This window comes from Agromyces sp. NPDC004153 (genome assembly GCF_053603635.1).
Genome location: NZ_JBSGFY010000001.1, coordinates 2,316,223 through 2,338,317, shown reverse-complemented (window position 1 = coordinate 2,338,317; position 22,095 = coordinate 2,316,223). Strand labels below are relative to the sequence as shown.

Annotated in this window: 22 protein-coding genes; 11 read left to right on the top strand and 11 right to left on the bottom strand. The window is 71.0% G+C overall.

Features of this window, described 5'->3' with window-relative positions:
* Positions 1–63: 63 nt before the first annotated feature.
* A complete protein-coding gene (locus ACWEOH_RS11020) occupies positions 64–996 on the top strand; it encodes a hypothetical protein (RefSeq protein WP_452030867.1) in 933 nt (310 codons plus the stop codon).
* Here the strand turns inward: ACWEOH_RS11020 and ACWEOH_RS11015 are convergent.
* Positions 993–1,445: a MarR family winged helix-turn-helix transcriptional regulator gene (locus ACWEOH_RS11015; protein WP_452030865.1), complete on the bottom strand. Its 453-nt coding sequence runs from the start codon at positions 1,443–1,445 to the stop codon at positions 993–995. The genes ACWEOH_RS11020 and ACWEOH_RS11015 overlap by 4 nt on opposite strands.
* Positions 1,446–1,502: 57 nt before the next feature.
* Here ACWEOH_RS11015 and ACWEOH_RS11010 point away from each other — a divergent pair, with 57 nt between their 5' ends.
* A complete protein-coding gene (locus ACWEOH_RS11010) occupies positions 1,503–1,871 on the top strand; it encodes a VOC family protein (protein ID WP_452030863.1) in 369 nt (122 codons plus the stop codon).
* Between the two features lie 101 nt (positions 1,872–1,972).
* On the opposite strand, the gene ACWEOH_RS11005 is transcribed toward ACWEOH_RS11010, so the two are convergent.
* Complete coding sequence (locus ACWEOH_RS11005; RefSeq protein WP_452030861.1) at positions 1,973–3,382, bottom strand: MFS transporter; 1,410 nt, start codon at positions 3,380–3,382, stop codon at positions 1,973–1,975.
* Between the two features lie 343 nt (positions 3,383–3,725).
* On the opposite strand from ACWEOH_RS11005, the gene ACWEOH_RS11000 reads away from it, so the two are divergent.
* Positions 3,726–4,049 carry a hypothetical protein gene (locus ACWEOH_RS11000; protein WP_452030859.1) on the top strand — a complete coding sequence of 108 codons (324 nt, stop codon included), beginning with the start codon at positions 3,726–3,728 and terminating at the stop codon, positions 4,047–4,049.
* An 84-nt stretch (positions 4,050–4,133) separates the two neighbouring features.
* On the opposite strand, the gene ACWEOH_RS10995 is transcribed toward ACWEOH_RS11000, so the two are convergent.
* Positions 4,134–5,300, bottom strand: a complete 1,167-nt coding sequence (locus tag ACWEOH_RS10995; RefSeq protein WP_452030857.1) for an RtcB family protein — start codon at positions 5,298–5,300, stop codon at positions 4,134–4,136.
* Positions 5,301–5,787: 487 nt separating this feature from the next.
* Here ACWEOH_RS10995 and ACWEOH_RS10990 point away from each other — a divergent pair, with 487 nt between their 5' ends.
* Positions 5,788–6,480: an alpha/beta fold hydrolase gene (locus ACWEOH_RS10990; RefSeq protein ID WP_452030855.1), complete on the top strand. Its 693-nt coding sequence runs from the start codon at positions 5,788–5,790 to the stop codon at positions 6,478–6,480.
* A 25-nt stretch (positions 6,481–6,505) separates the two neighbouring features.
* Here the strand turns inward: ACWEOH_RS10990 and ACWEOH_RS10985 are convergent, their stop codons facing one another.
* A complete protein-coding gene (locus tag ACWEOH_RS10985; protein WP_452030853.1) occupies positions 6,506–6,799 on the bottom strand; it encodes a hypothetical protein in 294 nt (97 codons plus the stop codon).
* Between the two features lie 114 nt (positions 6,800–6,913).
* Here ACWEOH_RS10985 and ACWEOH_RS10980 point away from each other — a divergent pair, with 114 nt between their 5' ends.
* From ACWEOH_RS10980 to ACWEOH_RS10970, 3 genes are all read left to right on the top strand, one after another.
* Complete coding sequence (locus tag ACWEOH_RS10980) at positions 6,914–7,549, top strand: hypothetical protein (RefSeq protein ID WP_452030851.1); 636 nt, start codon at positions 6,914–6,916, stop codon at positions 7,547–7,549.
* Between the two features lie 150 nt (positions 7,550–7,699).
* A complete protein-coding gene (locus ACWEOH_RS10975; protein ID WP_452030849.1) occupies positions 7,700–9,316 on the top strand; it encodes a glycosyltransferase family 39 protein in 1,617 nt (538 codons plus the stop codon).
* 83 nt (positions 9,317–9,399) lie between these two features.
* On the top strand, positions 9,400–9,894 hold the full coding sequence (locus ACWEOH_RS10970; protein ID WP_452030847.1) for a DUF4442 domain-containing protein: 495 nt from the start codon (positions 9,400–9,402) through the stop codon (positions 9,892–9,894).
* A gap of 29 nt (positions 9,895–9,923) precedes the next feature.
* Here the strand turns inward: ACWEOH_RS10970 and ACWEOH_RS10965 are convergent, their stop codons facing one another.
* The gene (locus ACWEOH_RS10965) at positions 9,924–10,424 is read right to left on the bottom strand and encodes a pyridoxamine 5'-phosphate oxidase family protein (RefSeq protein ID WP_452030845.1); all 501 of its coding nucleotides are present in this window, start codon (positions 10,422–10,424) and stop codon (positions 9,924–9,926) included.
* 75 nt (positions 10,425–10,499) lie between these two features.
* Between ACWEOH_RS10965 and ppk2 the strand changes: the two genes are divergently transcribed.
* On the top strand, positions 10,500–11,315 hold the full coding sequence (ppk2, locus tag ACWEOH_RS10960; protein ID WP_452030843.1) for a polyphosphate kinase 2: 816 nt from the start codon (positions 10,500–10,502) through the stop codon (positions 11,313–11,315).
* Positions 11,316–11,334: 19 nt separating this feature from the next.
* On the opposite strand, the gene ACWEOH_RS10955 is transcribed toward ppk2, so the two are convergent.
* Positions 11,335–12,621: a hypothetical protein gene (locus tag ACWEOH_RS10955; RefSeq protein WP_452030841.1), complete on the bottom strand. Its 1,287-nt coding sequence runs from the start codon at positions 12,619–12,621 to the stop codon at positions 11,335–11,337.
* A 447-nt stretch (positions 12,622–13,068) separates the two neighbouring features.
* Between ACWEOH_RS10955 and ACWEOH_RS10950 the strand changes: the two genes are divergently transcribed.
* Together ACWEOH_RS10950 and ACWEOH_RS10945 are read left to right on the top strand one after the other, a co-directional pair.
* A complete protein-coding gene (locus tag ACWEOH_RS10950; protein WP_452030839.1) occupies positions 13,069–14,301 on the top strand; it encodes a DUF2510 domain-containing protein in 1,233 nt (410 codons plus the stop codon).
* Between the two features lie 124 nt (positions 14,302–14,425).
* On the top strand, positions 14,426–15,349 hold the full coding sequence (locus ACWEOH_RS10945; protein WP_452030837.1) for a DUF2510 domain-containing protein: 924 nt from the start codon (positions 14,426–14,428) through the stop codon (positions 15,347–15,349).
* Here ACWEOH_RS10945 and ACWEOH_RS10940 read toward each other — a convergent pair.
* From ACWEOH_RS10940 to ACWEOH_RS10920, 5 genes are all read right to left on the bottom strand, one after another.
* On the bottom strand, positions 15,333–16,094 hold the full coding sequence (locus tag ACWEOH_RS10940; RefSeq protein ID WP_452030835.1) for a M23 family metallopeptidase: 762 nt from the start codon (positions 16,092–16,094) through the stop codon (positions 15,333–15,335). The two genes, ACWEOH_RS10945 and ACWEOH_RS10940, sit on opposite strands and share 17 nt — an antisense overlap.
* Complete coding sequence (locus ACWEOH_RS10935) at positions 16,094–17,461, bottom strand: hypothetical protein (RefSeq protein ID WP_452030834.1); 1,368 nt, start codon at positions 17,459–17,461, stop codon at positions 16,094–16,096. The genes ACWEOH_RS10940 and ACWEOH_RS10935 overlap by 1 nt, the downstream gene beginning before the upstream one ends.
* 203 nt (positions 17,462–17,664) lie before the next feature.
* The gene (locus ACWEOH_RS10930) at positions 17,665–17,874 is read right to left on the bottom strand and encodes a hypothetical protein (protein ID WP_452030833.1); all 210 of its coding nucleotides are present in this window, start codon (positions 17,872–17,874) and stop codon (positions 17,665–17,667) included.
* A 170-nt stretch (positions 17,875–18,044) separates the two neighbouring features.
* On the bottom strand, positions 18,045–18,599 hold the full coding sequence (locus ACWEOH_RS10925; protein WP_452030831.1) for a dihydrofolate reductase family protein: 555 nt from the start codon (positions 18,597–18,599) through the stop codon (positions 18,045–18,047).
* 194 nt (positions 18,600–18,793) lie between these two features.
* Positions 18,794–19,063, bottom strand: a complete 270-nt coding sequence (locus ACWEOH_RS10920; RefSeq protein ID WP_452030829.1) for a hypothetical protein — start codon at positions 19,061–19,063, stop codon at positions 18,794–18,796.
* A 163-nt stretch (positions 19,064–19,226) separates the two neighbouring features.
* On the opposite strand from ACWEOH_RS10920, the gene ACWEOH_RS10915 reads away from it, so the two are divergent.
* Positions 19,227–22,094, top strand: coding sequence for an ATP-binding protein (locus ACWEOH_RS10915; RefSeq protein WP_452030827.1), 2,868 nt, complete (start codon positions 19,227–19,229; stop codon positions 22,092–22,094).
* Position 22,095: the final 1 nt, after the last annotated feature.

Sequence of the window (22,095 nt, the reverse complement as noted above, 5' to 3'; positions counted from 1 at the left end):
GTACGAGAACGAGGCGTTCCACGGTGCGATGACGGCCGGATGCCGCGAGCGGAGCATCGAGGCATGAGCACCACGATCCCAACCACCACGCCTCCCCGTTCCGCCTCCCGCGCGTCGGCAGCGGGCGCCGTGCTCGCGATCGGCGCCGGACTCAGCGCCGTCGCGTTCGCGATCGCCGTCGTCGGCCTCATCGTCGACCCGACCGTGATCACGGGGGCTCCCGCCTGGATGAAGCCGGCCAAGTTCTCGTTCTCGATCGCGGTCTACCTGCTGACGCTGCGCTGGATCCTGTCGCACGTCCGGGGCCACGCACGGCTGCTGGCGGTGCTCAGCACGGTGATCGCGGTCGCCCTCGTCGCCGAGATCGCGCTCGTCGAGATGCAGGTCTTCCGCGGCACAACCAGCCACTACAACGAATCCAGCGACCTGGATGCCGCGGTCTGGTACGCCATGGGCGGCATCGTGTCGCTCGTGCTGATCGCGACCATCGCCGCCGGCGTGCTCGCGCTGCGACAGCGAGGGCTCGACCGCGGACTGGCTGCCGGGCTCCGCTGGGGCATCGGCATCTGCGTGCTCGGCATGCTCGCGGCGGTCACGATGGTCTTCAACAAGGCCTGGAACGACTCCGGCGGACACACCGTCGGAGCGGCGGACGGCGGCGCCGGGATGCCGATCACCGGCTGGAGCCTCGAGCACGGCGACCTGCGCGTGGGGCACTTCATCGGCCTGCACGCCCTGCAGGTGCTGCCACTGCTCGCCTGGGCGCTGCTGCGGTGGACGCACCTGGACGAGACGACCCGCGCGCGGCTGCTGACCGTAGCGGGGGCGAGCTATACCGCGGTCGTGCTGCTCGTCACCTGGCAGGCGCTTCGTGGGCAGAGCATCGTTCGCCCCGACGGCGTGACGCTGACGGTCTCCGCCGCCCTGGCGGGACTCGCGGCGGTGGCCACGGTCGCGGTGCTGCGGCGAAGCCGTCGGCGATCAGCGTTGGCTTAGGGAGCCTCGTCCAGCGCCGTGATCGTCGCGGTGAGCAGCACCCGCAGTGCTTCCTGCTGATCGGCATCGAGCCGGGCGCTCATCCGCTCGTCGACTGCCTGTGCCGCCGAGCTCGCCACCGCGAGTCGCTCACGTCCGAGCCTCGTCAGCTGCGCGGGCAGTGCACGGCCGGTGGTCGGCGGCTCGGCGGGGCGGATGACCAACCCGTCGCGTTCGAGGCCATGCAACAGCACGTTCATCGACTGCCTGGTCACGAACGCACCGCGCGCGAGCTCGGAGTTCGAGAGCCCCGGTCGTTGGGCGAGCAACTCGAGGCACGCGTACTGCGGCACGGTCAGGCCGAGCGGCCGCAACGCGGCATCCATCGATGATCGCAGCGTGCTGGCCGCCTGCTTGAGCAGATAGCCGAGTGAGGCATCCAGATCGACGCCCGTGCGGATTTGGTGCATGTCAGTAGTCTGACATACCTTGGCTGATGTCAATGTTCTGACATACAAGGAGGCAACATGTCCGCGATCGGACCCGACTTCATCTCGCTGCAGGTGCGCGACCTCGAGCGCTCGGCCGCGTTCTACGAACGGCACCTCGGTCTGCATCGCGCCGAGGTCTCGCCGCTCCACGCGGTCGTCTTCGCCACCCAGCCCATCCCCTTCGCAGTGCGGGAAGCGCTCCCGGGCCTCGACCTCGAGACGCTCGCCCAGCCGGGCGGCGGCATCGGTCTCTGGGTTCGCGCCGACGATGTGCAGCGGATGCACGACGACCTCGTCACCGCCGGCGCCGCGATCACGTCCGCTCCCATCGACGGCCCGTTCGGGCGCACATTCACCTTCGCCGACCCCGACGGCTACCAGGTCACCATCCACGAGCAGGGCTGATCGACGAGCACGACCGACGGATGCCGCGACCGGCGCACCACACATTGGGCGCGGGTCGCGGCATCCGTCGTCGCATCGTCGACGCGTCGGCGTCGCGGAACTCAGGCGGCGGCCGCCGCGAGCTCGCGTTCCGGCGAGGTGGACGCTTCCGCGGCATCCGTGTCGACCGAGGCGGCCACGGAGATCGCGGCGACCTCCGCCGACTGCTCGCCTGCATCGATCGGGTTCGAGATCTCGTCCCGCGTCATCCGTGCCGCGATGATTGCGACGACCCCGATCACGAGCGGCGCGACGCCCGCGATGAGGAACACGACCGGCAGGCCCAGCGACTCCCCCGCCGGCCCGGCGACGGCCATCGAGACGGGCATGAACGCGAGCGAGACGAAGAAGTCGAGGCTCGAGACCCGGCCGAGCATCTCCGGCGGAACGCGGCGCTGCAGGAGCGTGCCCCAGATCACCACGCCGCCGTTGAAGGCCGCGCCGACCAGGAAGGCCGCGATCGCCATCACCCAGATCTGGTCGGTCAGCCCGAACACCGCCAGCGGGAGGCATCCGAACGCCCAGAGCAGGTTCATCACGGTGAGGTAGCGGCGCGGCATCCGGAGCGAGGCGACGATCGCGGAGCCCACGGCGCCGCCGATGCCGAACGCGGCGAGGATCAGCGCGTGGTCGTCGGGGCCGCCGGCGGCCCGGTCCTTGATCACGAACGGTACGAGCACCTCGAACGGCCCCATGATCAGGAAGATCAGCAGCGACGCGAAGGTCAGCGTGCCGAGCAGCCACGGCGTGCGCACCATGTAGCGGAAGCCGGCGGCCACATCGATGAGCAATGCGACGGCCGGATGCCGCGTTGCGGCGTTGCCCGCCGCGCCGCTCTCGCCCGCGGTCGCCTGCTCGAGCTCGGGGCGCTCGCCGCGCAGCGGCGTTTCAGGCACCTTCAGGATGAACACGACCGCCGCGACGCTGGTGAGCGCGGCCACGGCGAGCGCCGCACCGGGCGACGAGATCGCGATGAGCGCGCTCGCGAGCGCCGGGCCGCCGGCCTGCATGAGCACCGGACGCGCCATGCCCTCGAAGCCGTTCGCCGCCATGAGCTGGTCCTCGGGCAGCACGCTCGGCAGCAGCGCCGAGTACGCCGGGTAGTACAGCCCGGCCATCACGCCGCCCACGAACGCGACCGCTGCGAGCTGCCACGCCTCGAGGGCGCCGGCGAGCGACAGCAGCGCGACGATGCCGACGCTCGCGGCCCGCACGACCTCGACGACGAGCAGGATGCGGCGCTGCGACATCCGATCGGCGAGTGCGCCGCCGAGCAGCGTGGTCAACAGCATGCCGACGGCGGATGCCCCGGCCACGAGCGAGAGCTCGGCCGCGCCGCCGCCGATCGCCACGATCTGCCAGACGAGCGCGACCATCCAGATGCCGGCGCCGACCATCGACGCCACGAGCGCCGCGGCGAGCCAGCGGTAGGCCGGGTTGCGGAGGGGCCGGAGTGCCCGGGGTGTTGACATGATGTCGTCTCCTTGGTCGTTCGCTCGAGCTTCTGTGTCCTGCTCGAAGCGGATGCCTCGAACGGATGCTTCTACTCATGCGTCGAACGGGGATGGCGCAGATCGACAGCGGTGCGAGATCGTCGCCACCGAGTCGATACGAGAACGTGACCCGAGCCCGGTCGGTCGCCGGACCCCATACTTGGGTTCGGCCGCCGAAGCGTCATGCCCGGGGAATCTGGTGCCGAAGTGCCGAAGTGCCGAAGTACCGCGACACCTCGGCGCGCCCTCCGATTGGGGCTGCACCGAGACCACGCCCGACTGCCATGCTCGGACTGAACCCGACATGGGAAGTGACGAGCTGATGGCAGAACCCGACTTCTCGACGGTCTTCGAGCGGCCGCTGACGCAGTGGGGCATGCGAGGCGACCCGCCGCTCTGGCGCGCGATGGCGAGCGCAGTGAAGGGTCGCCCGCTCCCGGAGCGATTCTGGGACGTTCGCAGCGCAGTGGAGCAGGAGTTCGAACGCATCACGGGGCATCGGCTCGTCGAGAGCGCGGAGCCATTCCACGTGCCCGAGTTCGCGATCGGCAGCGGCATGAGCGACGGCGTGGTGGATCCGAAGTTCTGGGTTCGCACGGCGATTCCGATCCTCATCGACCGGTGTGAGGCGCTTCGCGCGGGCTGAGCGCGGCCGCGACCCGCACGCTCCCCTGCGTGCGGGCCGCAGCCCGAGGCATCCGCTCGCGCTCAGCGCGGTGGGACGCTCGCCTCAGTCGCCCTTCACGTTCACGAGCTGCCGCAGCACGTGCCGCACCTTCACCAGCTCGGACGCGTCGGCCATGACCCGGTCGATCGGCTTGTAGGCCTGCGGGATCTCGTCGAGGAACGCGTCGGTGTCCCGGAACTCGATGCCGACCATGGCCTCCCGCAGCTGCTCGTGGGTGAACAGCTGCCGTGCCTTGGTCCGCGAGTACTCCCGGCCGGCGCCGTGCGGCGACGAGTTGAGCGACATCGGGTGGCCGAGGCCCTCGACCACGTAGGACGCGGTGCCCATCGAGCCGGGGATGAGCCCGGGCCGACCGGGGTCGGCCTGGATCGCGCCCTTTCGCGACACCCATACCCGCTTGCCGAAGTGCTCCTCGCTCTCGGTGAAGTTGTGGTGGCAGTTGATCCGCTCCTGCTCCTCCACGGGCGTGCCGACCCACTCGCCGACCTGCCGCGCGACGCGGTCCATCATCTCCTCCCGGTTGAGCAGCGCGAAGTGCTGCGCCCACCCGAGCTCGGCGATGTACCGCGTGAACTCGGGCGTGCCCTCGACGAGGTAGGCGAGGTCGGGGTCGGGCAGGTCGATCCACCACTGCTTCGCCAGCCGTTTCGCGACGGTGATGTGGTGCTGCGCGATCTTGTTGCCCACGCCCCGGCTGCCCGAGTGCAGGAACAGCCACACCCGGTCGAGCTCGTCGACGGACACCTCGATGAAGTGGTTGCCGCTGCCGAGCGAGCCGAGCTGCTCGCGCCAGTTGCCCGCGTACCGGCCCGGGTCGAAGCCCTTGGCCTCGGCGAGCGCCTCGAGCTCCGCGATCCGCGGCTCGGCGGTCGCGACGATCTTGCGGTTCTGCTTGCCCGCTGAGAGCGGGACGGCCCGCTCGATCTGCTCCCTGACCGGACGCCGGTCGGTGGGCAGGTCGGATGCCGCGAACTGCGTCCGCACCGCGATCATGCCGCAGCCGATGTCGACGCCGACGGCCGCGGGCATGATCGCCCCGAGCGTCGGGATGACGGACCCCACCGTGGCGCCGAGGCCCAGGTGCGCGTCGGGCATCAGCGCGAGGTGCGGGTAGATGAACGGCATGGCCGACGAGGTGCGAGCCTGGTCGACGGTCTTGCCGTCGATCAGGCTCGCCCACGAGACGAGCCGCTTCGAGATGGTCTCCATGTTCCTTTCCTGTCTGGTTTCTTGGTGAACGGATGTCCCGAGCCCGAGGGCTCCGGTCGTCGCGCGCAGACAGGAGAACACCCCGGGCCTCGAGGGCACCGGGGTGACGAAGATCGCGACGGATGCCGCGGCGTCAGGGTGCCTGGTCGAGGAGCTGGTCGAGTTCGCTCAGACGACGGTTCGTCGTGGGAGCGGGCGCCGCTTGGGCGCGCTCGAAGGAAGGCGTGTCGAACGTGTGCTGCAGATACACGGCCGAGTCCTTCCGTCCAGTTCCGGGGATGCCGCGCGGGATGCGCAGCCTTCGAACACTAGTGGCGCTGCGGGATCGGCGTCAACGGTGGAGTTGGTCTGAACTCGGGGTGGCGGTGTGGCGTTGTGGCGTTGTGGCGGTGTGGCGTTGTGGCGTTGTGGCGTTGTACCCAGGCTCCCGCTCGGTACAACGCTCGTCCGGCGATGACCGGCAGCGTCCGGCAGCTAGCGTGGGCGCATGGAGCACCGGGTCATCGAGGTGAGCGGCGGCATCCGGATCGCCGTGCAGCTGTCGGGTGAACCGGGAACGCCGTGGATGGTGCTGCTGCACGCGCTCGGCGAGCAGGCCGACGACTGGGGTGCGATCGCCGAGCACTTCGCGTCGACGTATCGCGTCGCGGCGATCGACCTGCGGGGGCACGGGCGAAGCGACTGGCCGGGTGAGTACGCGTTCGAGCGGATGCGCGACGACGTCGTCGGGGTGCTCGATGGGCTCGGCGCCCAAGGCGTCGTGCTCGTCGGACATTCGCTGGGCGGCATGGTCGCCTACCTCGTCGCGGAGGCGGAGCCCGAGCGGATCTCGCGGCTGGTCATCGAGGAGGCCTGCCCGCCGTACCCGAGGAACGGGCGGCCGATGGCCTCGCGCCCGGAGGGTCCGCTCGAGTTCGACTGGGCGGTCGTGCCGGCGGTCCACTCCCTGCTGGACGACCCGGATCGCCGGGCGTGGCCGGCGCTCGCCACGATCACGGCGCCGACGCTGATCATCGCCGGCGGGCCAGCAAGCCACGTACCGCAGGAGCTCCTCGGCGAGGTGGCCGAGCGCATCCCCGAGTGCACGCTCGTCACGATCCCGGTCGGCCACAACGTGCATGCAGCGGCATCCGACCGGTTCATCGAGGTCGTCGAGCGCTGGCTGCGCACCGCGACCTGAGCGCAGCGAGCAGGAAGGCGAGCGCTCAGCTCACCGACACGCGCCCGTACGCGTCGACGCGCACGATCGTCGTCTCGATCTTGCGGTTGACGACGCGGATGATGATCACGATGAGCCAGAGGCCCGCAGTGATGAGCACGAGCAGGAGGTTCCAGAACCATCCGATGCGCTTCTTGCGCTGCAGCACGCCCTGGCCGGACGAGACCGAGCTGACGGTCCAGCCCTGGTTCGCGTAGCGGGCGACCTCGGCGTTGAGGATGGCGGCGCGGGTGGTGTCGTCGACTGGGACGGGAGCTGAGCTGGGCTTCGGATTCGTCACAGGGTCGAGCGTACGCTTCGGATGCCGCGGGGCTGAAACCCCAGCGCACGCGCAACGCGCACGAACAACGGGCGCACCGAGGGGACGCTAGGTTCGTCGGAGAGGAGGCGGCGCGTGGGAAATCGAGCACCGAAGGGTCTGATCCCGGCGATCGTGCTGCTTCTCATCACGGCCGCGCTCGTGCTCGCCCGAGCTCTCGGAGTGGGTGGAGACGCGTGGCGCGGCACCCTCGAGGCCGCACCGGTCTACGTCGGGGCCGCCGCGGTGGCCTTCATCGTCATCGCAGTCTACAACTGGTGGGCGGATGCCCGCGACCGGCGCCTCGCTCGGGACCATCCCGCCGCAGTGGTCTTCGGGTCGGAGATGACCGCCGCACTCAAGCAGCGGCTCAGGTCGGATCCCGACCAGTACGCGTCGCCCACCGTGGTCGGGCGCACCCCGCACCTCTTCACCGCCGTCGCCGACGCCGAGGGCCTCGCCTTCTGGAACGGCCCGGCGTCGAATCCCGTCCGGTTCTGGGGGATCGACTGGCAGACCGTCTCGGGGATCCGGCCCGCGACCTACCAGCTCCAGTACAAGGAGGTGCAGGGCCTCGTGCTCGACACGAGCACCGGCGCGGTGCTCGGCGCGCTCGAGCTCGTCCCTCGCTCGAAGCGACTGGTGTCCTCACGCAGTGAGCAGTCGCCGGCACTCCTCGAACGCCTGACTGAGCTGTGGCGTGCTGCCCGCCGGGCACGGCCGAACACCTGACCGGCGGCCACGACCCGGCAGTCGTGAATGCGGTACCGAAGTTCCGCAGTTCCGAAGTTCCGAAGTTCCGAAGTTCCGAAGTGCCGCCGGTAGGTCCGACGCACGAGTCGGGGATGACGGCGCGGAAGGCGTCCCGTTAGGGTGAGCCGCATGTCGGATGCCGCAGCGGGGAGCGCGTCGACCGCGTCGACATCTCGCGCGGCGGCGGCGCGAGACATCCGCTCGCCGGCATCCGGCGCACCTGACGCGTCCGACCCTCCCGGCACGCCCAGCGCGCCCGAGCGACTCGCCCACCTCGCTCCGCTCGCGCGCGGTCCTGTGCTCGGCGCGATGGCGGCGCTCGCGGTGCTGCTCGGCGCCACGAGCCAGTGGTACGGCTTCCACCGCGACGAGCTGTACTTCCGCATGCTGGACCCCGCTTGGGGCTACGTCGACCAGCCGCCGCTGACGCCGCTCATCGCCCGCACGATCACCGCCCTCGTCGACGAGCCGTGGGCGCTGCGCGTTCCTGCGATCGTGGCCGCGGTCGGCGCGGTGTACGTGCTCGCCCTCATCGCTCGCGAAGCCGGGGGCGGTCGGCGAGCGCAGGCGGTCGCGGCGTGGGCTGCGGCATCCGCGTCGTTCCCGATGGTGTTCGGTCACCTGTTCCTCACCGCGTCGATCGACCTCGTGGTGTGGCCGCTCGTCGCGCTGTTCACCATGCGAGCGCTGCTGCGCGGCGACGGGCGATGGTGGCTCGCGGTCGGGCTCGTCACCGGACTCGCGACGTACAACAAGCTCCTCGTGCTGCTGCTCGTGGCAGGCATCGGGGTCGGGCTCCTCGCGCTCGGCCCATGGCGCGTGCTGCGGTCGCCATGGCTCTGGGCCGGCGTCGGCATCGCCGTCGTCCTCGCGCTGCCGAACCTCGCCTACCAGGTGGCGAACGACCTCCCGCAGCTGCGCATGGGTGCGGCGCTGGCCGACGACACCGGCGGCGAGGGCCGCATCCTCACGCTGCCGTTCCTGTTCCTGCTCGTCGGGCCGCCGCTCGTACCGATCTGGGTCGCTGGACTCGTCGCGCTGTTCCGCCGACCCGCCTGGCGACCCATCCGGCTGTTCGCCGTGGCCTTCGCGGTCGTCGTCATCGCGACGATCGCGGGCGGGGCCCAGCCGTACTACCCGGTCGGCATCGTCGAGGTGCTGCTCGCACTCGGCGCCGTGCCGACCGCCGGCTGGATGCGCACCACCGTCCGCCGGGCCATCGTGTGGGCCGGCATCGCGCTGAACGCGATCGTATCGGCGCTCCTCGCCCTCCCGCTGCTCCCCATCGGCCTGGTCGGAGCGAGCCCCTTCGCGGCCATCAACCAGACGGTCGGCGACTCCATCGGCTGGCCCGCCTACGTCGCGCAGGTCGCCGAGGTCGTCCACGATGCGAGCGACGAGGCGGATGCCGCGGCGCCGCCGCCGGTGGTGATCACCTCGAACTACGGCGAGGCGGGCGCGATCTCGCGTTTCGGCGCCGAGGCCGGACTCGACCCCGACGCCGCGTACAGCGGGCACAACGCGCTCTGGTTCCAGGCCCGGCCGCCGGATGCCGCAGTCGACGTCGTCTTCGTGGGCGTGCCGTCGCACCGCCTCGCCGCCGACTTCGCGAGCTGCACGACCGAGGCGACGCTCGACAACCGGGTCGGCGTCGACAACGAGGAGCAGGGCATCCCGGTCACGCTGTGCACCGGACGCACGACCCCGTGGGACGAGCTGTGGCCGCGGCTGGCCCACCTCAGCTAGCGAGTCGGCCAGCCCGCGGCATCCGCCCGCCCGCTCTCTTGCGGCATCCGACAACGAGATCGACGCTCGCGGCCGATCGAGCCATGATCGAACCCATGCGCATGACACCACGACGCCTGGCGATCGGCATGAGCCTGTGGATCCCGAACCTGTTCAGCGGCATCCGGGTGAAGGGATTCTCCGACGACTGGACGCACGGGACCGTCGAGCTGCACGTGAACGTGTTCACGCGCAACTACGTGAAGACGGCGTTCGGCGGGTCGATGTCGGCGATGACCGACCCGTACTACTTCATGCTCGTGCGGCACCAGATCGGGCGCGACTACGTGGTGTGGGACACGCGCGGCGAGATCGAGTTCCTCAAGCCCGGGCGCGGCGTGCTCACCGCGCACTTCGAGGTGCCGCGCGCGAAGGTCGCCGAGCTGCGCGAGCGCGCCCGCGGCGGCGCGAAGGTGCTCGAGTGGTTCGAGACGTCGATCACGGACCGCAACGGCGACGTCGTCGCGCGCGTTCGGCGCGAGGTCTACGTGCGCGAGAAGCGCCGCGTGACGGATGCCGCGGCATCCGTCACGAGCTGAACCGAGCGGATGCCACGGGCGCGACGCCCCTACAACAGCGGGATCCGGTGCTCCTCCTCGTCGAGCACCCACGCCTGCGACGCGGTCGCGCGGTAGATGCGGTGCGGCGCGAACCCGCTCACGTCGGACGGGCGCCAGGCCCGCAACCCCTGCGCGACGGAGCGCTCGTTGAACACGTCAAGCGCCTCGGACAGGTCGCCCTCGGCGACCTCCTCGACCGTCGCCTCGACGTAGACGGCGATCGCGCTGCCGACCGGAACCGTCGAGTCGAAGATCGCGAGCCCCACCTCCGGCCGCTCGGCGATGTTGCGCGAGTGCCGGGTCTCGAAGCGCGACACCCAGATGAACTCGCGCAGGTCGCGCTCGGCGAACCACACGGGCGTCGCCCACGGGTGCCCGGCGGCGTCGGCGGTGGCGAGCGTGACGTAGGTGATCGCGGCGAGCACGCGGCGCGCGGCATCCGTCGCCGATTCGCCTCGGATGAGCGGGGCACTCGGCTCGGGCACCGGGCCCGTGAGGTTGGTGGCCATTGCTCATGGCTACCAGTTCGGACCTGCCGCGGGGAAGGGCCGACACAATAGGCTTCGATCGCGAGGAGGTCACCGATGACCAAGCGGATGCCGAAGGCCCTGTACGAGCGCGAGCTCATCTCGTTGCAGGCGAAGCTCGTCGACATGCAGGCGTGGGTGCAGCAGACGGGCGCCCGCGTCGTGGTGATCTTCGAGGGGCGGGATGCCGCGGGAAAGGGCTCCACGATCAAGCGGGTGTCGGAGTACATGAACCCGCGCGTCACGCGGATCGTGGCGCTGCCGACGCCGAGCGCCCGCGACAAGACGCGCTGGTACTTCCAGCGGTACGTGCCGCACCTGCCGGCGGGCGGCGAGATCGTGCTCATGGACCGCTCCTGGTACAACCGGGCCGGCGTGGAGCGCGTGATGGGCTACTGCACGAACGAGGAGTACCACCGGTTCCTGCACCAGACGCCGATCTTCGAGCGGCTGCTGGTGGAGGACGGCATCATCCTGCTGAAGTACTGGTTCAGCGTGTCGGACGTCGTGCAGGAGGAGCGGTTCCGGTCGCGCCTCGACGACCCGATGCGGCGGTGGAAGCTCAGTCCGAACGACGTGCTGTCGATCACGAAGTGGGAGGACTACTCCCGCGCGAAGGACAACATGTTCATCCAGACGGACATCGCAGAGGCGCCCTGGTACGAGGTGCGCAGCGACGACAAGCGGCGCTCGCGCATCAACATGATGGCGCACCTGCTCTCGAAGATCCCCTACGAGCGGGTCGAGCCCGAGCCGATCGTGATCCCGCCGCGTCCGGCGCCCGGCGGGTACGAGCGGCCGCCGCGCGACTGGTCGAACATCGTGCCCGACTACGCGCAGGAGCTCATCGACGGGCGCGCGTCGAGCGCTTAGGTTCGCGGCAGCGCGGGCGCTATTCGGCGCCGAGCGCGTGGCGCGCGTACCGGTACTTCTCGGCGAGGCGCTGCTGCATGTCGTAGTCGAGGCGGCGCAGGCGCCACGGCGCGGTGTTGTCGTCGATGTCGTTGAGCTTCACGCGCAGGGCGATCGGGTCGCGGCGGATGCGCGCGTAGTACTCGTCGGGCGAGACCTCGGGCCGGCGCGTCAGCAGCTGCACGACGACGACGATCTCGGGCAGCACGCCCGCCTCGAGCAGCTCCTGCTCGGTGACGGCGGTGTCCTCGAGCACGTCGTGCAGCCACGAGGCCGCCGCCTCGACAGGCTCGGTCACCGGGTCGAAGCGCTCGGCGATGCGTCCGGGGTGGTCGATGTACGGCAGGCCGCTGCGGTCGAGCTGCCCGCGATGCGCGACGAACGCGATGCCCTTCGCGAGCGACACCTGCGCGATGGCCTCGGCGGCCGACAGCGAGAGGGCGGAGTCGGGCTCGGGTGCGGGTGCAGGTGCAGGCGCGGCATCCGCGATGCCGGTGACGACGGATGCCGCCGCAGCCGGCCGAGCGAACGGCGACGTCGTCGACTCCATCATCAGCGCCTCGAACTCCTCGGTCATCGGATCCACGTCGTCGGTCTCCCTCTCGTCGGCGTCGTCGGTCGGCAGGTCGGTCGGGTCGTGCGCCGCGTCCTCTGCGAACTCGGGCGCAAGCTCGTCGGCCGGATCGTCGATCCAGGCTTCATCCGTGTCTTGCTCCTCGGCAGTCGTCTCCGTAGGCACCGGCTCCGGCTCGGGCTCCGTAGGCACCGGCTCGGGCTCCGGCTCCGGCTCCGATTCGAGCTCCGGCTCCTGCTCGGTGGCCGCCGTCTCGGGCTCCGGCTCGGCAGGCTCGTACGCCTCGTCGGCCTCATCCGCCTCGGCGATCGGATCACGCCCGCGCACCGGTCGCACGAACCGCAGCTCGGCCTCGAGCTCGCCGAGCTCGCGTTCGTCGAGCTCGAGCAGCGATCGCGTGCCGCTCTCTCGGCGACGCTCGAACGACACCTCGTCGACCTCCGTGAGGGCATCGCCGTCGCGGGTCGTGAAATACCGGCGCCGCGAGCCGTCGGTCACGGCGACGATGACCGAGTCGTAGTCGCCACTCGGCTCGAAGGAGCTCAGGAAGTACCGGCGCCGCTCGGGCATCGGATGCCGCGGCACCTCGACCGGCGGCACCTCGAGCCGTCGTGCGTGCGCGCCGGCCTGCTGCCGTGCCGATCGATCCCGCGGGCGGTCGAGTGCGGCCGAGGGCGCGCCGAATCCGGACACGTGGTCGTCTTCAGCGGGGGCGGTCAACCGGGCTCCAGGGGGCGGCTGGTCCGTCGGGTCGGCGGATCGGGTGGAGAGTGCAGGCTTGGAGGTTCGTATGCGGCGGGCGGGGCACCCGCGCACGTTCGATGGTAGGGCGTAACCCCCATCGCCGCAGTCGCGAGGCCCGGCATGGCCGAACTTCCGCGAGGTGCCGCGGGCGACGGCGGTGCCGAAGTTCCGAAGTGCCGAAGTGCCGAAGTTCCGAAGTTCCGAAGTTCCGAAGTTCCGAAGCACCGAAGCACCGAAGCACCGAAGCACCGAAGCACCGAAGCACCGAAGCACCGAAGCACGGAAGCACGGAAGCACCTAAGCACCGAAGCACTGCACGACCTGGTGCCCAAGTGCCCAGGTACCGATATGCCAACGTTCTGAACCGGCGGCCGCCGCGTCTGCCACGATCAAGGCATGAGCGACCCGACGAAGGCGCCGGCCGGGTGGTACGAAGACGGCTCGGGCGGGCGGCGGTACTGGGACGGTGAGGCGTGGACCCAGTACACCGCGCCCGGGTTCGGCGGCGCGAGCGAGTCGGCCGCCGGGGCCGGAGGGGCCGGTGCGGATGCCACGCCGACGACGCCGATCGGAAACGACGACGCGACCGTGCCGATCGACGGCCCGACGATCCCGTACGTCTGGGGGTCGGGCGCTGCGACGGGCGGCGGATCCGCATACGGGGAGGGCGTGCCCGCGGCATCCGGGTACGGCGACTCGACGACCGTGCCGAGCGGCTGGAACGACCCGACCGCACGGTACGACGACCCCGACCTGAGCGCGTTCACGGCGAGCCCGACCGCGCCGACCGAGAACTACGGCGCGCAGTACGCGGCACCGTACGCCCCGCAGCCGACGGCGGTGATGACGGCGCAGCATCCGTTCACCGAGCCGTCGAACCCGCCGCCGAACGTCGTCGGCATCATCGCGCTCGTCGTCGCGATCGCTGGGTTCGTGTTCGCGGTCATCCCCGACGTGATGGGGGTCGCGTGGATCCTGCTGCCCGTCGCCTTCGTGCTGTCGCTCGTCGGGCTGTTCGCGCGCGGTGCGAAGTGGCCCGCGATCACGGGCCTCATCATCTCGATCGTTGCGACGATCGTCGGCATCGTCGTGTTCGTCAACGCGCTCATCGGCTCGTTCGGCGACGTGTGGGACACGATCGACGAGGCGATCCCCGACGCGACCGACGTGCCGCAGCCCGGCGACGATGCGCCCTTCGGGGAGCCCGAGCAACCGGCCGTGCCGGTCGGCAACCTCGCCTTCGGCGACACCATGACGTGGGACGACGGCGTCGCCCTCACCGTCTCGGCGCCCGAGCCGTACACGCCGAGCCCGTTCGCGGTCGGCTCCACGCTCGCGGACAACGTCGTCTTCACCATGACCATCACGAACAACTCGACCGAGAACCTGCAGCCCGTGCCGTTCCCGACGCTCACCTCGGCCGACCAGGAGGCGAGCCAGATCTTCGACATCGGCGAGGACCTCGAGGGCAACGGCGACGACGTCGGCATCCCGCCCAGCGCGATCGTGCCGCCGGGCGGCTCGGTGTCGTGGCGCGTCGCATGGTCGGTCGCCGATCCGGCCTCGCTCACGATGCAGGCCTCGCCGAGCTTCGCCTACGCGAACGCGACGTTCACGAACGTGCCGTGAAGCGCTGACGGATGTCGCGCCGGCCGTCCTCGGCGCGGCGTCCGCCGTCACCGTCGGCGACTGTGCCCCGATCTGGGGCACGCGAGCACTGTCGGCGGGCGTCCCGCAGTGCCACGATCGAGCTGTGGGCGAGCCGGGCAAGGCCCCTGCAGGCTGGTACGACGACGGTGCCGGGAGTCTCCGCTACTGGGACGGCGACTCGTGGACGGAGCACACCTCGGCCGTCGCGACGGCGACCGCAACCGCCGACGAACCGCCGTCGGAGGCCCGGAGATCCAACGCGTACGGCATCGGTGCACTGACCTCGGCGCTCGTCGGCTTCGTGCTCACCCGCCTCCCGTTCGAGATCCCCGCGCTCGTCGGCGTGGTGCTGCTCCTGGTCGGCCTCGTGGTCGCGATCATCGCGATCGTGATCATCGGGAGGGAATGGCGCGCGGTCACCGCCCTCGTCGTCTCGATCATCGGCCTCGCGACCTCCATCATCGCCTTCACCATCGGCGCGCTGTCGGTGATCCCCGCGACGCTCGACGAGATGGGCGGCGGGGTGCCCACCGCGGATGTCCAGCAGCCGACGGTCGAGCCCGAACCCGAATCGACCTCCGAGCCGGACGAGATCGAGGATCCGGTCAAGGGCGACTTCCCCGGCATGATCGCGCCGACGAGCCCGAGCGTCCCCTTCGGCCAGACCATCGCGTGGGAGGACGGCGTGACGATGACGGTCACCCCGCCCGAGCCGTACGTGCCGACCGAGGTCGCCACCGGCGGCGCGAGCAACGTGGTCTTCACGCTCACCATCACGAACGGCTCCCCCGAGGCCATCAGCCTGCTCACGTACTCTCAGGTCACGTCTGGCGGACAGCCCGGCGCGATCATCTTCGACATCCTCGACACCGGCGAGGAGGTCGGCGTCGAGCCGAGCGGCGTCCTCGAGCCGGGTCAGGCGGTCACGTGGCGGGAAGCCTGGTCGGTCGCCGACCCCAACGCGATCACGCTCCTCGACTCGCCGACCGTCGACCACGTCGAGGTCACCTTCACGAACGAGCAATGACCGACCGGATCCGCTCGCGGCGCCCCGGCACGCCGTCGGCGACCGGCTCCCACACGCCGTCGCGCCGCACCTCGTAGGCGCGGAACGCGCACGGGATGCCGTTCGCCGTCATGAGGTCGGGCGAATCCATGAGCTGGAAGTGCAGGTGCGGCGACGTCGAATTGCCGGTGTGGCCGACGTGTCCGAGCAGGTCCCCCGCCGCGACGCGCTGGCCGGGCCCGACCGCGACGGTGCCGGGTGCGATGTGGGCGAAGCCCGCATAGACGGGTCCAGTGCCGCCGGCCCGGCCGACCTGCGCCGGCATGCTCGCCCGCAGCAGCACGTGGTTCCCCATGATCGACGGCAGCTTCTCGGGCGTGAACGTCACGGCGTTCTTGAGCATGCGGAAGATCTCGCCCGTCGGCACGATCCACTCGCGCTCGGCCATGCCGTCGACCGCCGCGACGACCTCGCCGTCGAACGGCGCGTGGATCGGCTGCCCCCACGCGTAGCACTCGCGCGTGCGGCCGCCGACCGTCTCGGTGCGCCACGATCCGCCCGGATGCACGTGCACGCCCGGGCGGTCGTCGACCTTCACGAAGTCGTAGGCGTACCGCTGTCCGAGCATGTCGGTGCCGTGACTCGGCACGCGGTACGCGGGCGTCGTGACCGCCATCCAGTTCTCGCCGCGCAGCGGGAAGTCCACCACGACGGGACGCTTGTCGAGCGCACCGGCTGCGGAGCCGCGAGCGGCGGCGCGCGCCATCAGTACCGCCACCGCACGGCGTCGGCCACGTTCTGCGGCGGGCGTCCCCCGTAGGCGTCGGCCTCGTGCCGGCGCACCGCGAGGTACGCGTCGAGCAGCACGTCGCCGAACACCTCGCGGAAGAACGCGCTCCCGTCGAGCAGGTCGAGCGCCGTGCCGAGGTCGGCGGGCAGTCGACGGATGCCGCGTGCCGCACGCTGCGCGTCGGTGAGGCGCCCCGGGTCGATCTCCACGGGCTCGGGCAGTCGTGCGCTGCGACGCACGCCGTCGACGGCCGCCGCGAGGACCGCCGCCACGGCGAGGTACGGGTTCGCCGCGGCGTCCATCGGCTTCACCTCGAGGTTCGCCTGGCTCGCGTGCGCGAGCACGTCGACGGTCTGCCCGGTGACGTACCGGATCGCCGCCTCGCGATTGGCCGTCCCCCAGCAGATGTCGGCGCCCGCCCAGGTGCGCGGACTGAGCCGCACGAACGAGAGCACGCTGCCGCCGAGGAGCGCGACGCCCTCCTCGAGCCGGTCGAGGATGCCGGCGATGAGGTGCCCGCCCTCCCACGTCACGCCGAGCCGGGTCGCCGGGTCGACGAGCAGCGGCTGCCCGTCTCGGGTCGCGGAGAGGTGCACGTGGCATCCGTTGGTCGCACCGCCGACGAGCGGCACGGGCGAGAACGAGACGAGCAGCCCGTGCGCGGCGGCCGTGCGCAGGATCACGATGCGTGCGAGCGCGAGGTCGTCGACCGCGCGCAACGGCTCGCGCGGCGCGAGCGCGAGCTCGTACTGGCCCGGCCCGAACTCGGGGTGGAACTGCGCCACGGGCACGCCCGCGGTGTCGAGCGCGTCGAGCACGTCGAGCATCCACGCCTCGACGTCGAGGGTCGCGCGCGTCGAGTACCCCGGTCCCTGCGCGACGAGCTCGGGTTCGTCGGGGCTGCCGCGGAAGAGCGTGAACTCGAGCTCGAACCCGACGAGGAAGTCGAGGCCGGCGGTCGCGGCATCCGCAGCCACTCGGCGCAGCGCCGACCGCGTGCAGGTCGGATGCACCGTGCCCTCGAGCGTGTGCAGGTCGGCGGGCGCCCACGCGAGCCCGACCGCGGGGTCGAGCATCGCCACGGCCGACACGTCGGGGATGCCGCGCAGGTCGCCGACGATCGGGTCGAGCGCCGCCGTCTCGTTGAGGTGGTCGTCGACCGAGAACAGGAACCCGACGCTGTTCGAGATCGTGATGCCGTGCGACGCCGCCCCGGCGAGCGCCCGCGCCGGCAGCACCTTCGCCCGCGAGATCGACGCGTTGTCGTGATAGCTCACGAGCAGCGCGCGCACCTCGTCGAGGTCGACGGATGCCGCGTCGCCGCTGTCGTTCGAAGTCCCCATGTCGATCCTCCCGGCGGGCCGAACCTATCCCGGGACGGGTCCGCCCGGCAATGGTCGGTGCACTTGGACACTCGGGCACGTGGGCACCGCGAGGTCCGAGGTTCTCCCCTTCGGGCGACGGAACTTCGGCACTTCGGTACCGAGTTCGAGCGAGCGGATGCCGCGAGGTCAGGCCCGCGGCGTCCGCTCAGTCGCTACGCGCGTTACGCGATCGCGGGCTCGCGCGTGAGGGCGCCGTAGCGGCCGGCGTGCAGCTGTGCCAGGTCGAAGTCGCCGGCGAGCAGGGCCTCGGCGCAGCCGCGAGCGGCCTCGTCGATCTCGAGCTGTCGCGTGAAGCCCTCGGTGTTGGTCCGGAGGGCGCGCAGGAGCCGGTCCCGGTCTTCGTAGATCATGTTCTCCTCGATTTCCGTCATGGCGATCATGACGACGTCCCCCGGTGCAGGCGAGGATAGCTCACGCGACTGGAAAGAGCCAACGTTGGTCGGTTTTCGGCCGGCACCCTGGCAGCCGCGACGCGCGTGAGCGGATGCCGCGAGGTCGCCCCGCGGCATTCGCTCACCGTGCGCTGCGACGACAGGCGACGTCAGCGCTCGACGTCGTAGACGTACTTGACGACGCCGTTCGAGTAGGCCTCGAACTCGACGAGCTTGAGCTTTCCCTGCTCGCGCCCGTTGAAGAGGCGCTTGCCCTCGCCGAGCGTGACGGGGAACTGCAGCAGGTGGTAGCGGTCGACGAGACCGGCCTCGGCGAGCGCCTGCGCGAGCGTCGCGCTGCCGTGCACGAGGATCGTGCCCTCGCCGTCGCCCTCCTTGAGCGCGGCGACCTCGTCGAGCGAGCGCAGCACCGAGGTGTTGTTCCACTCGGGATCGGTGAGGGTCGTCGAGACGACGTACTTGGGCATGGCGTTGTAGTCGGCGAACTCGTCCATCTTCGGCCAGACGGGCGCGAACTCGTCGTAGCTCTGCCGGCCGATGAGCAGGGCGCCGGCCTCCTCCTGCTCAGTGCCCTTGATCTCGTAGGCCTCCTCGACGAACGGGACCTCCTTGAAGGTCCAGCCCGCGCGCGGGTGGTCGCCGCCTCCGGGGGAGTCGACGACGCCGTCGAGGGTGATGAACTCGGTGACGATGAGGGTGCGCATGGCGGATCCTTCTCCTGGGCCGTTCGAGGCGGACTGTCCGTCTCATTCTGGACGTCGAACGGATGCCGCGGCAGATCGACATCTCCTCGAGATCTGCTGCCCCGGGAGTCGTCGCCCAACGCACGTGAAGGCAGAAGGCGGGGGCGGAGCCTTGCGGCATCCGCCCCCTGGGAGGGCCTGCGTCACCCTCGGTGTCATCGCTGGACGCGCTGCATCCGCTCCTGGTGCAGGTACCCGAGGCTCAGGTCGTCCTCCACCTGCTCCGCGATCAGCCGGTCGAAGTCGGTGCCGCACACGCCCTCGGGCGCGGCCTGGCGCACGTAGTTCGGCGCATTGCAGACCTCGGTCGAGGTCTTCGGCACGGTCAGCTTCGCTGAGCCTGCCGTCGTCGTCAGCCCGCACCCGGCCAGCAGCAGTACGGCCGCAGCTGCCGGAACCGCCCATCGCAGTGTTCGAGCGTTCATGGTCGTTCCCTTCCCCGCCGGCTCGCCTCCGCGGCCGGTCGAGGGCGACGCTACGGATGCCGCGAGCCCGCCACATGACGTGGATCGGTCATCTTGCCGGCCAGATCGCATAGTCAATTCGGGTCATCGACCGTCCCCCGGTGACGGCGCTATCGTGTGGAGCATGCGGAGCTGGCCAGCTCCCGCCCTGCCTTCGAGCTGGACGAACACCGGCGCCCCGCCCTTCGTGGCCCGACGCGAGGAACTCCGTGCGCTGCACGAGGCCTTCTCCGCGGTCGAGGCCGGTGCGGGGCGGGCCATCTTCCTGAGCGGTGATCCGGGCGCCGGAAAGTCGCGGCTGCTCGCGACGATCGGCAGCGCGCTGCACGACCTCGGCGCTGCCGTGCTGTACGGCGACTGCATCCAGGAGCTGGGGCGTCCGCTCGAGCCGGTCGACCAGGCGCTCGAGCCGCTGCTGTCGGCCCTCGGGTCGGGGGAGGACGGCGGCATCCCCGCAGAAGCGCTCGCCGTGGTTCGCGACACATTCACCGCGCGCGAACGCGAGACCGCCCCGGCGATCGGCCAGGACCGGCTCTTCGCGTCCATCGCCGATGTGCTCACCGCGGCTTCCGTCATGCGGCCGATCGTGCTCGCGCTCGACGACATGCACTGGGCGGCGGAGGACGTGGTGCGCCTGCTCCGTCGACTCGTCGTCGGCATCGCCGACTCCCGGATCTTCGTGCTCGTGGCGCTGCGACCCGACCCGCCCGACCGATCGGAGCCGCTCACCGACCTGATCTCCCAGCTCACGCACCTGCCCGGCGTGGAGCGGATGACGCTCCCGCCGTTCAGTCCAGCCGATCTCACCGAGTTCCTCGAGCTCGGCGCCGGCCTCCCCGCCGATGAGGCCCGTGGGGCGGCCCTCGCCCTCGTGGAGGTGACGGGCGGCAACCCGTTCCTCGTGCGGACGACCTGGCGACAGGTCCTGGATGCAGTGGGGGCCCGCGACCGGCGCGTCGACATGCCCGAGTCCGTGTTCGAGCCGCTTCGACCACGCATCGCGATGCTGTCGGATGCCGCGCTCGGCGTTCTCCGCGTAGCCGCCGTCCTGGGTCACGAGGTCGACCTCGGGGAGCTCCTCGCCGTGAGCGAGGCGACGCAGGAGTACACGCTCGTCGCGGTCGACGCCAGCGTGCGGGCCGGCCTCCTCGAGCTTCCGGCGCGGATCGGCGACCCGTATCGGTTCCCGCACGCGATCGCGCGGCAGGCGGTGCTCGACGGGGTGCCGGCGTCCGAGCTCATGCGGCTGCACGCCCGGATCGCCCAGACGCTCGAGGCCCGGTTCCCGACGGCTCCCCGGCTCGTACAGCGCCTCGCCTACCACTACGTCGCGGCGCGGGCACTCGGGTTCGGCGACCGAGCCGTCGAGTACCTCGTCCGGTCCGCCGAATCCGCCGACCTGCGACTCGCGCACGAGCAGGCGGGCGGGCTGTTCGAGCGGGCGGCCGACCTGGCGGCGGATCCCGGGCAGCGCGACGACCTGCGGCGACGATCCGCACGCAGCTGGGCGTTGGCATCGGACTTCAGCCGGGAACGCGAGCTGCACGAGCGGATGATGGAGTCGCGCGATCCCCGAGTCCGGCTCCGCGCCGCGATCGGCTACGAGGACGGGTCGTGGCGCGAAGGCCTCGATGGGACACGCGGGATGGAGCTGCTGTCCGCCGCGCTCGACGCCGTTCCGGCCGACGAGCACGATCCCCTCTTCGTCGAGGGACTCGGGAGCCTGGGACGTGCGATCGCCTTCACCGGAGACCCGGCGAAGGGCGCCATGATCAGCGACCGCGCCATCGTCCTGGCGCGTGAGCTCGGCGACGAGCGAACGCTCGCCGCCACGCTGCGCACCCGGATCTGGCAGTCGCTGCGGCCCGAGGGGCTCTGGGAGCGGATCGCCGAGGCGGACGAGATGGAGCCGCTGACGACGGGCATGAGCGAGGACTGGGCGGGTCTCACCGGGATCGTTCGCGCGTTCGCCGGGTACGTCGTCGGCGATCCCGCCGTCATGGAGCGCGGCCAGTCCCGCCTGACGGCGAACTCGAAGCGCTGGGGCGCCTACTGGACGTTCTGGGCCGAGTCCGCTCGCTTCGGCCGTGCCTTCGCCGACGGTCGACTCGAGGACGCCAAGCGCATCCTCGGTGAGATCGGCACGATCGAGCAGGGGTTCCGCGGCGACCTCACCCCCGGTTCGTATGCCGTGCAGGAGTTCATGGTGCGACGGGAGACGGGCCGCCTCGGCATCGCCGCGTCCGTGGTCACCGGGGACGAGTCGCCCACCTCCACCTGGGCGCCGGGGCTGCTCGCGTTGTACACGGAGCTCGGGATGGAGGAGCCCTGCAGTCGGACCCTGCACTGGCTCCTCGAACGCGACGGCGAGAAGATCCGCCTCTCGGCCGACTGGCCGGGGCGGTTGGCCTTCATGGCCGAGGCCGCCCTCGCCCTCGGGGACACCGATGCGGCGAGCGTTCTTCTCGATCACCTCGAGGAATACTCCGGCTGCAACCTGGTCTCGGGCTTCTTCGTGGCGCAGTTCGGCCCGGCGGACATGTACCTCGGCCGACTGAATGCGTTGTGCGGGGCCGGCGATCCCTCGGCCGACTTCGATCGCGCCATCCGCCTCGCCGAGGAGTTCCACGCGCCGTTGCACGTCGCCTACGCCTGCGCGGCGGCGGGCGCCTTCGCCCGGCGCGAGGGGGACACCGTCGAGGCGCGGGCGTTCACCGAACGGGCGCGCGCACTCGCTGAGCCGCTCGGGCTCGTCCGCGTGCTCAGGGGCCTGCCCGAGGCATCCGCGGCACCGAGCATCGGCGGACTCACGCCGCGCGAGATCGAGGTGCTGCGGCTGCTGGCCGAGGGACTCAGCAATCGCGAGATCGCGTCCGAGCTCGTGATCAGCGAGCACACGGCCGCGAACCACGTGCGCAGCATCCTCACGAAGGTGGGCGTGCCGAACCGGACCCGCGCCGCCCGCTTCGCCCGTGAGCAGGGTCTCGCCTGAG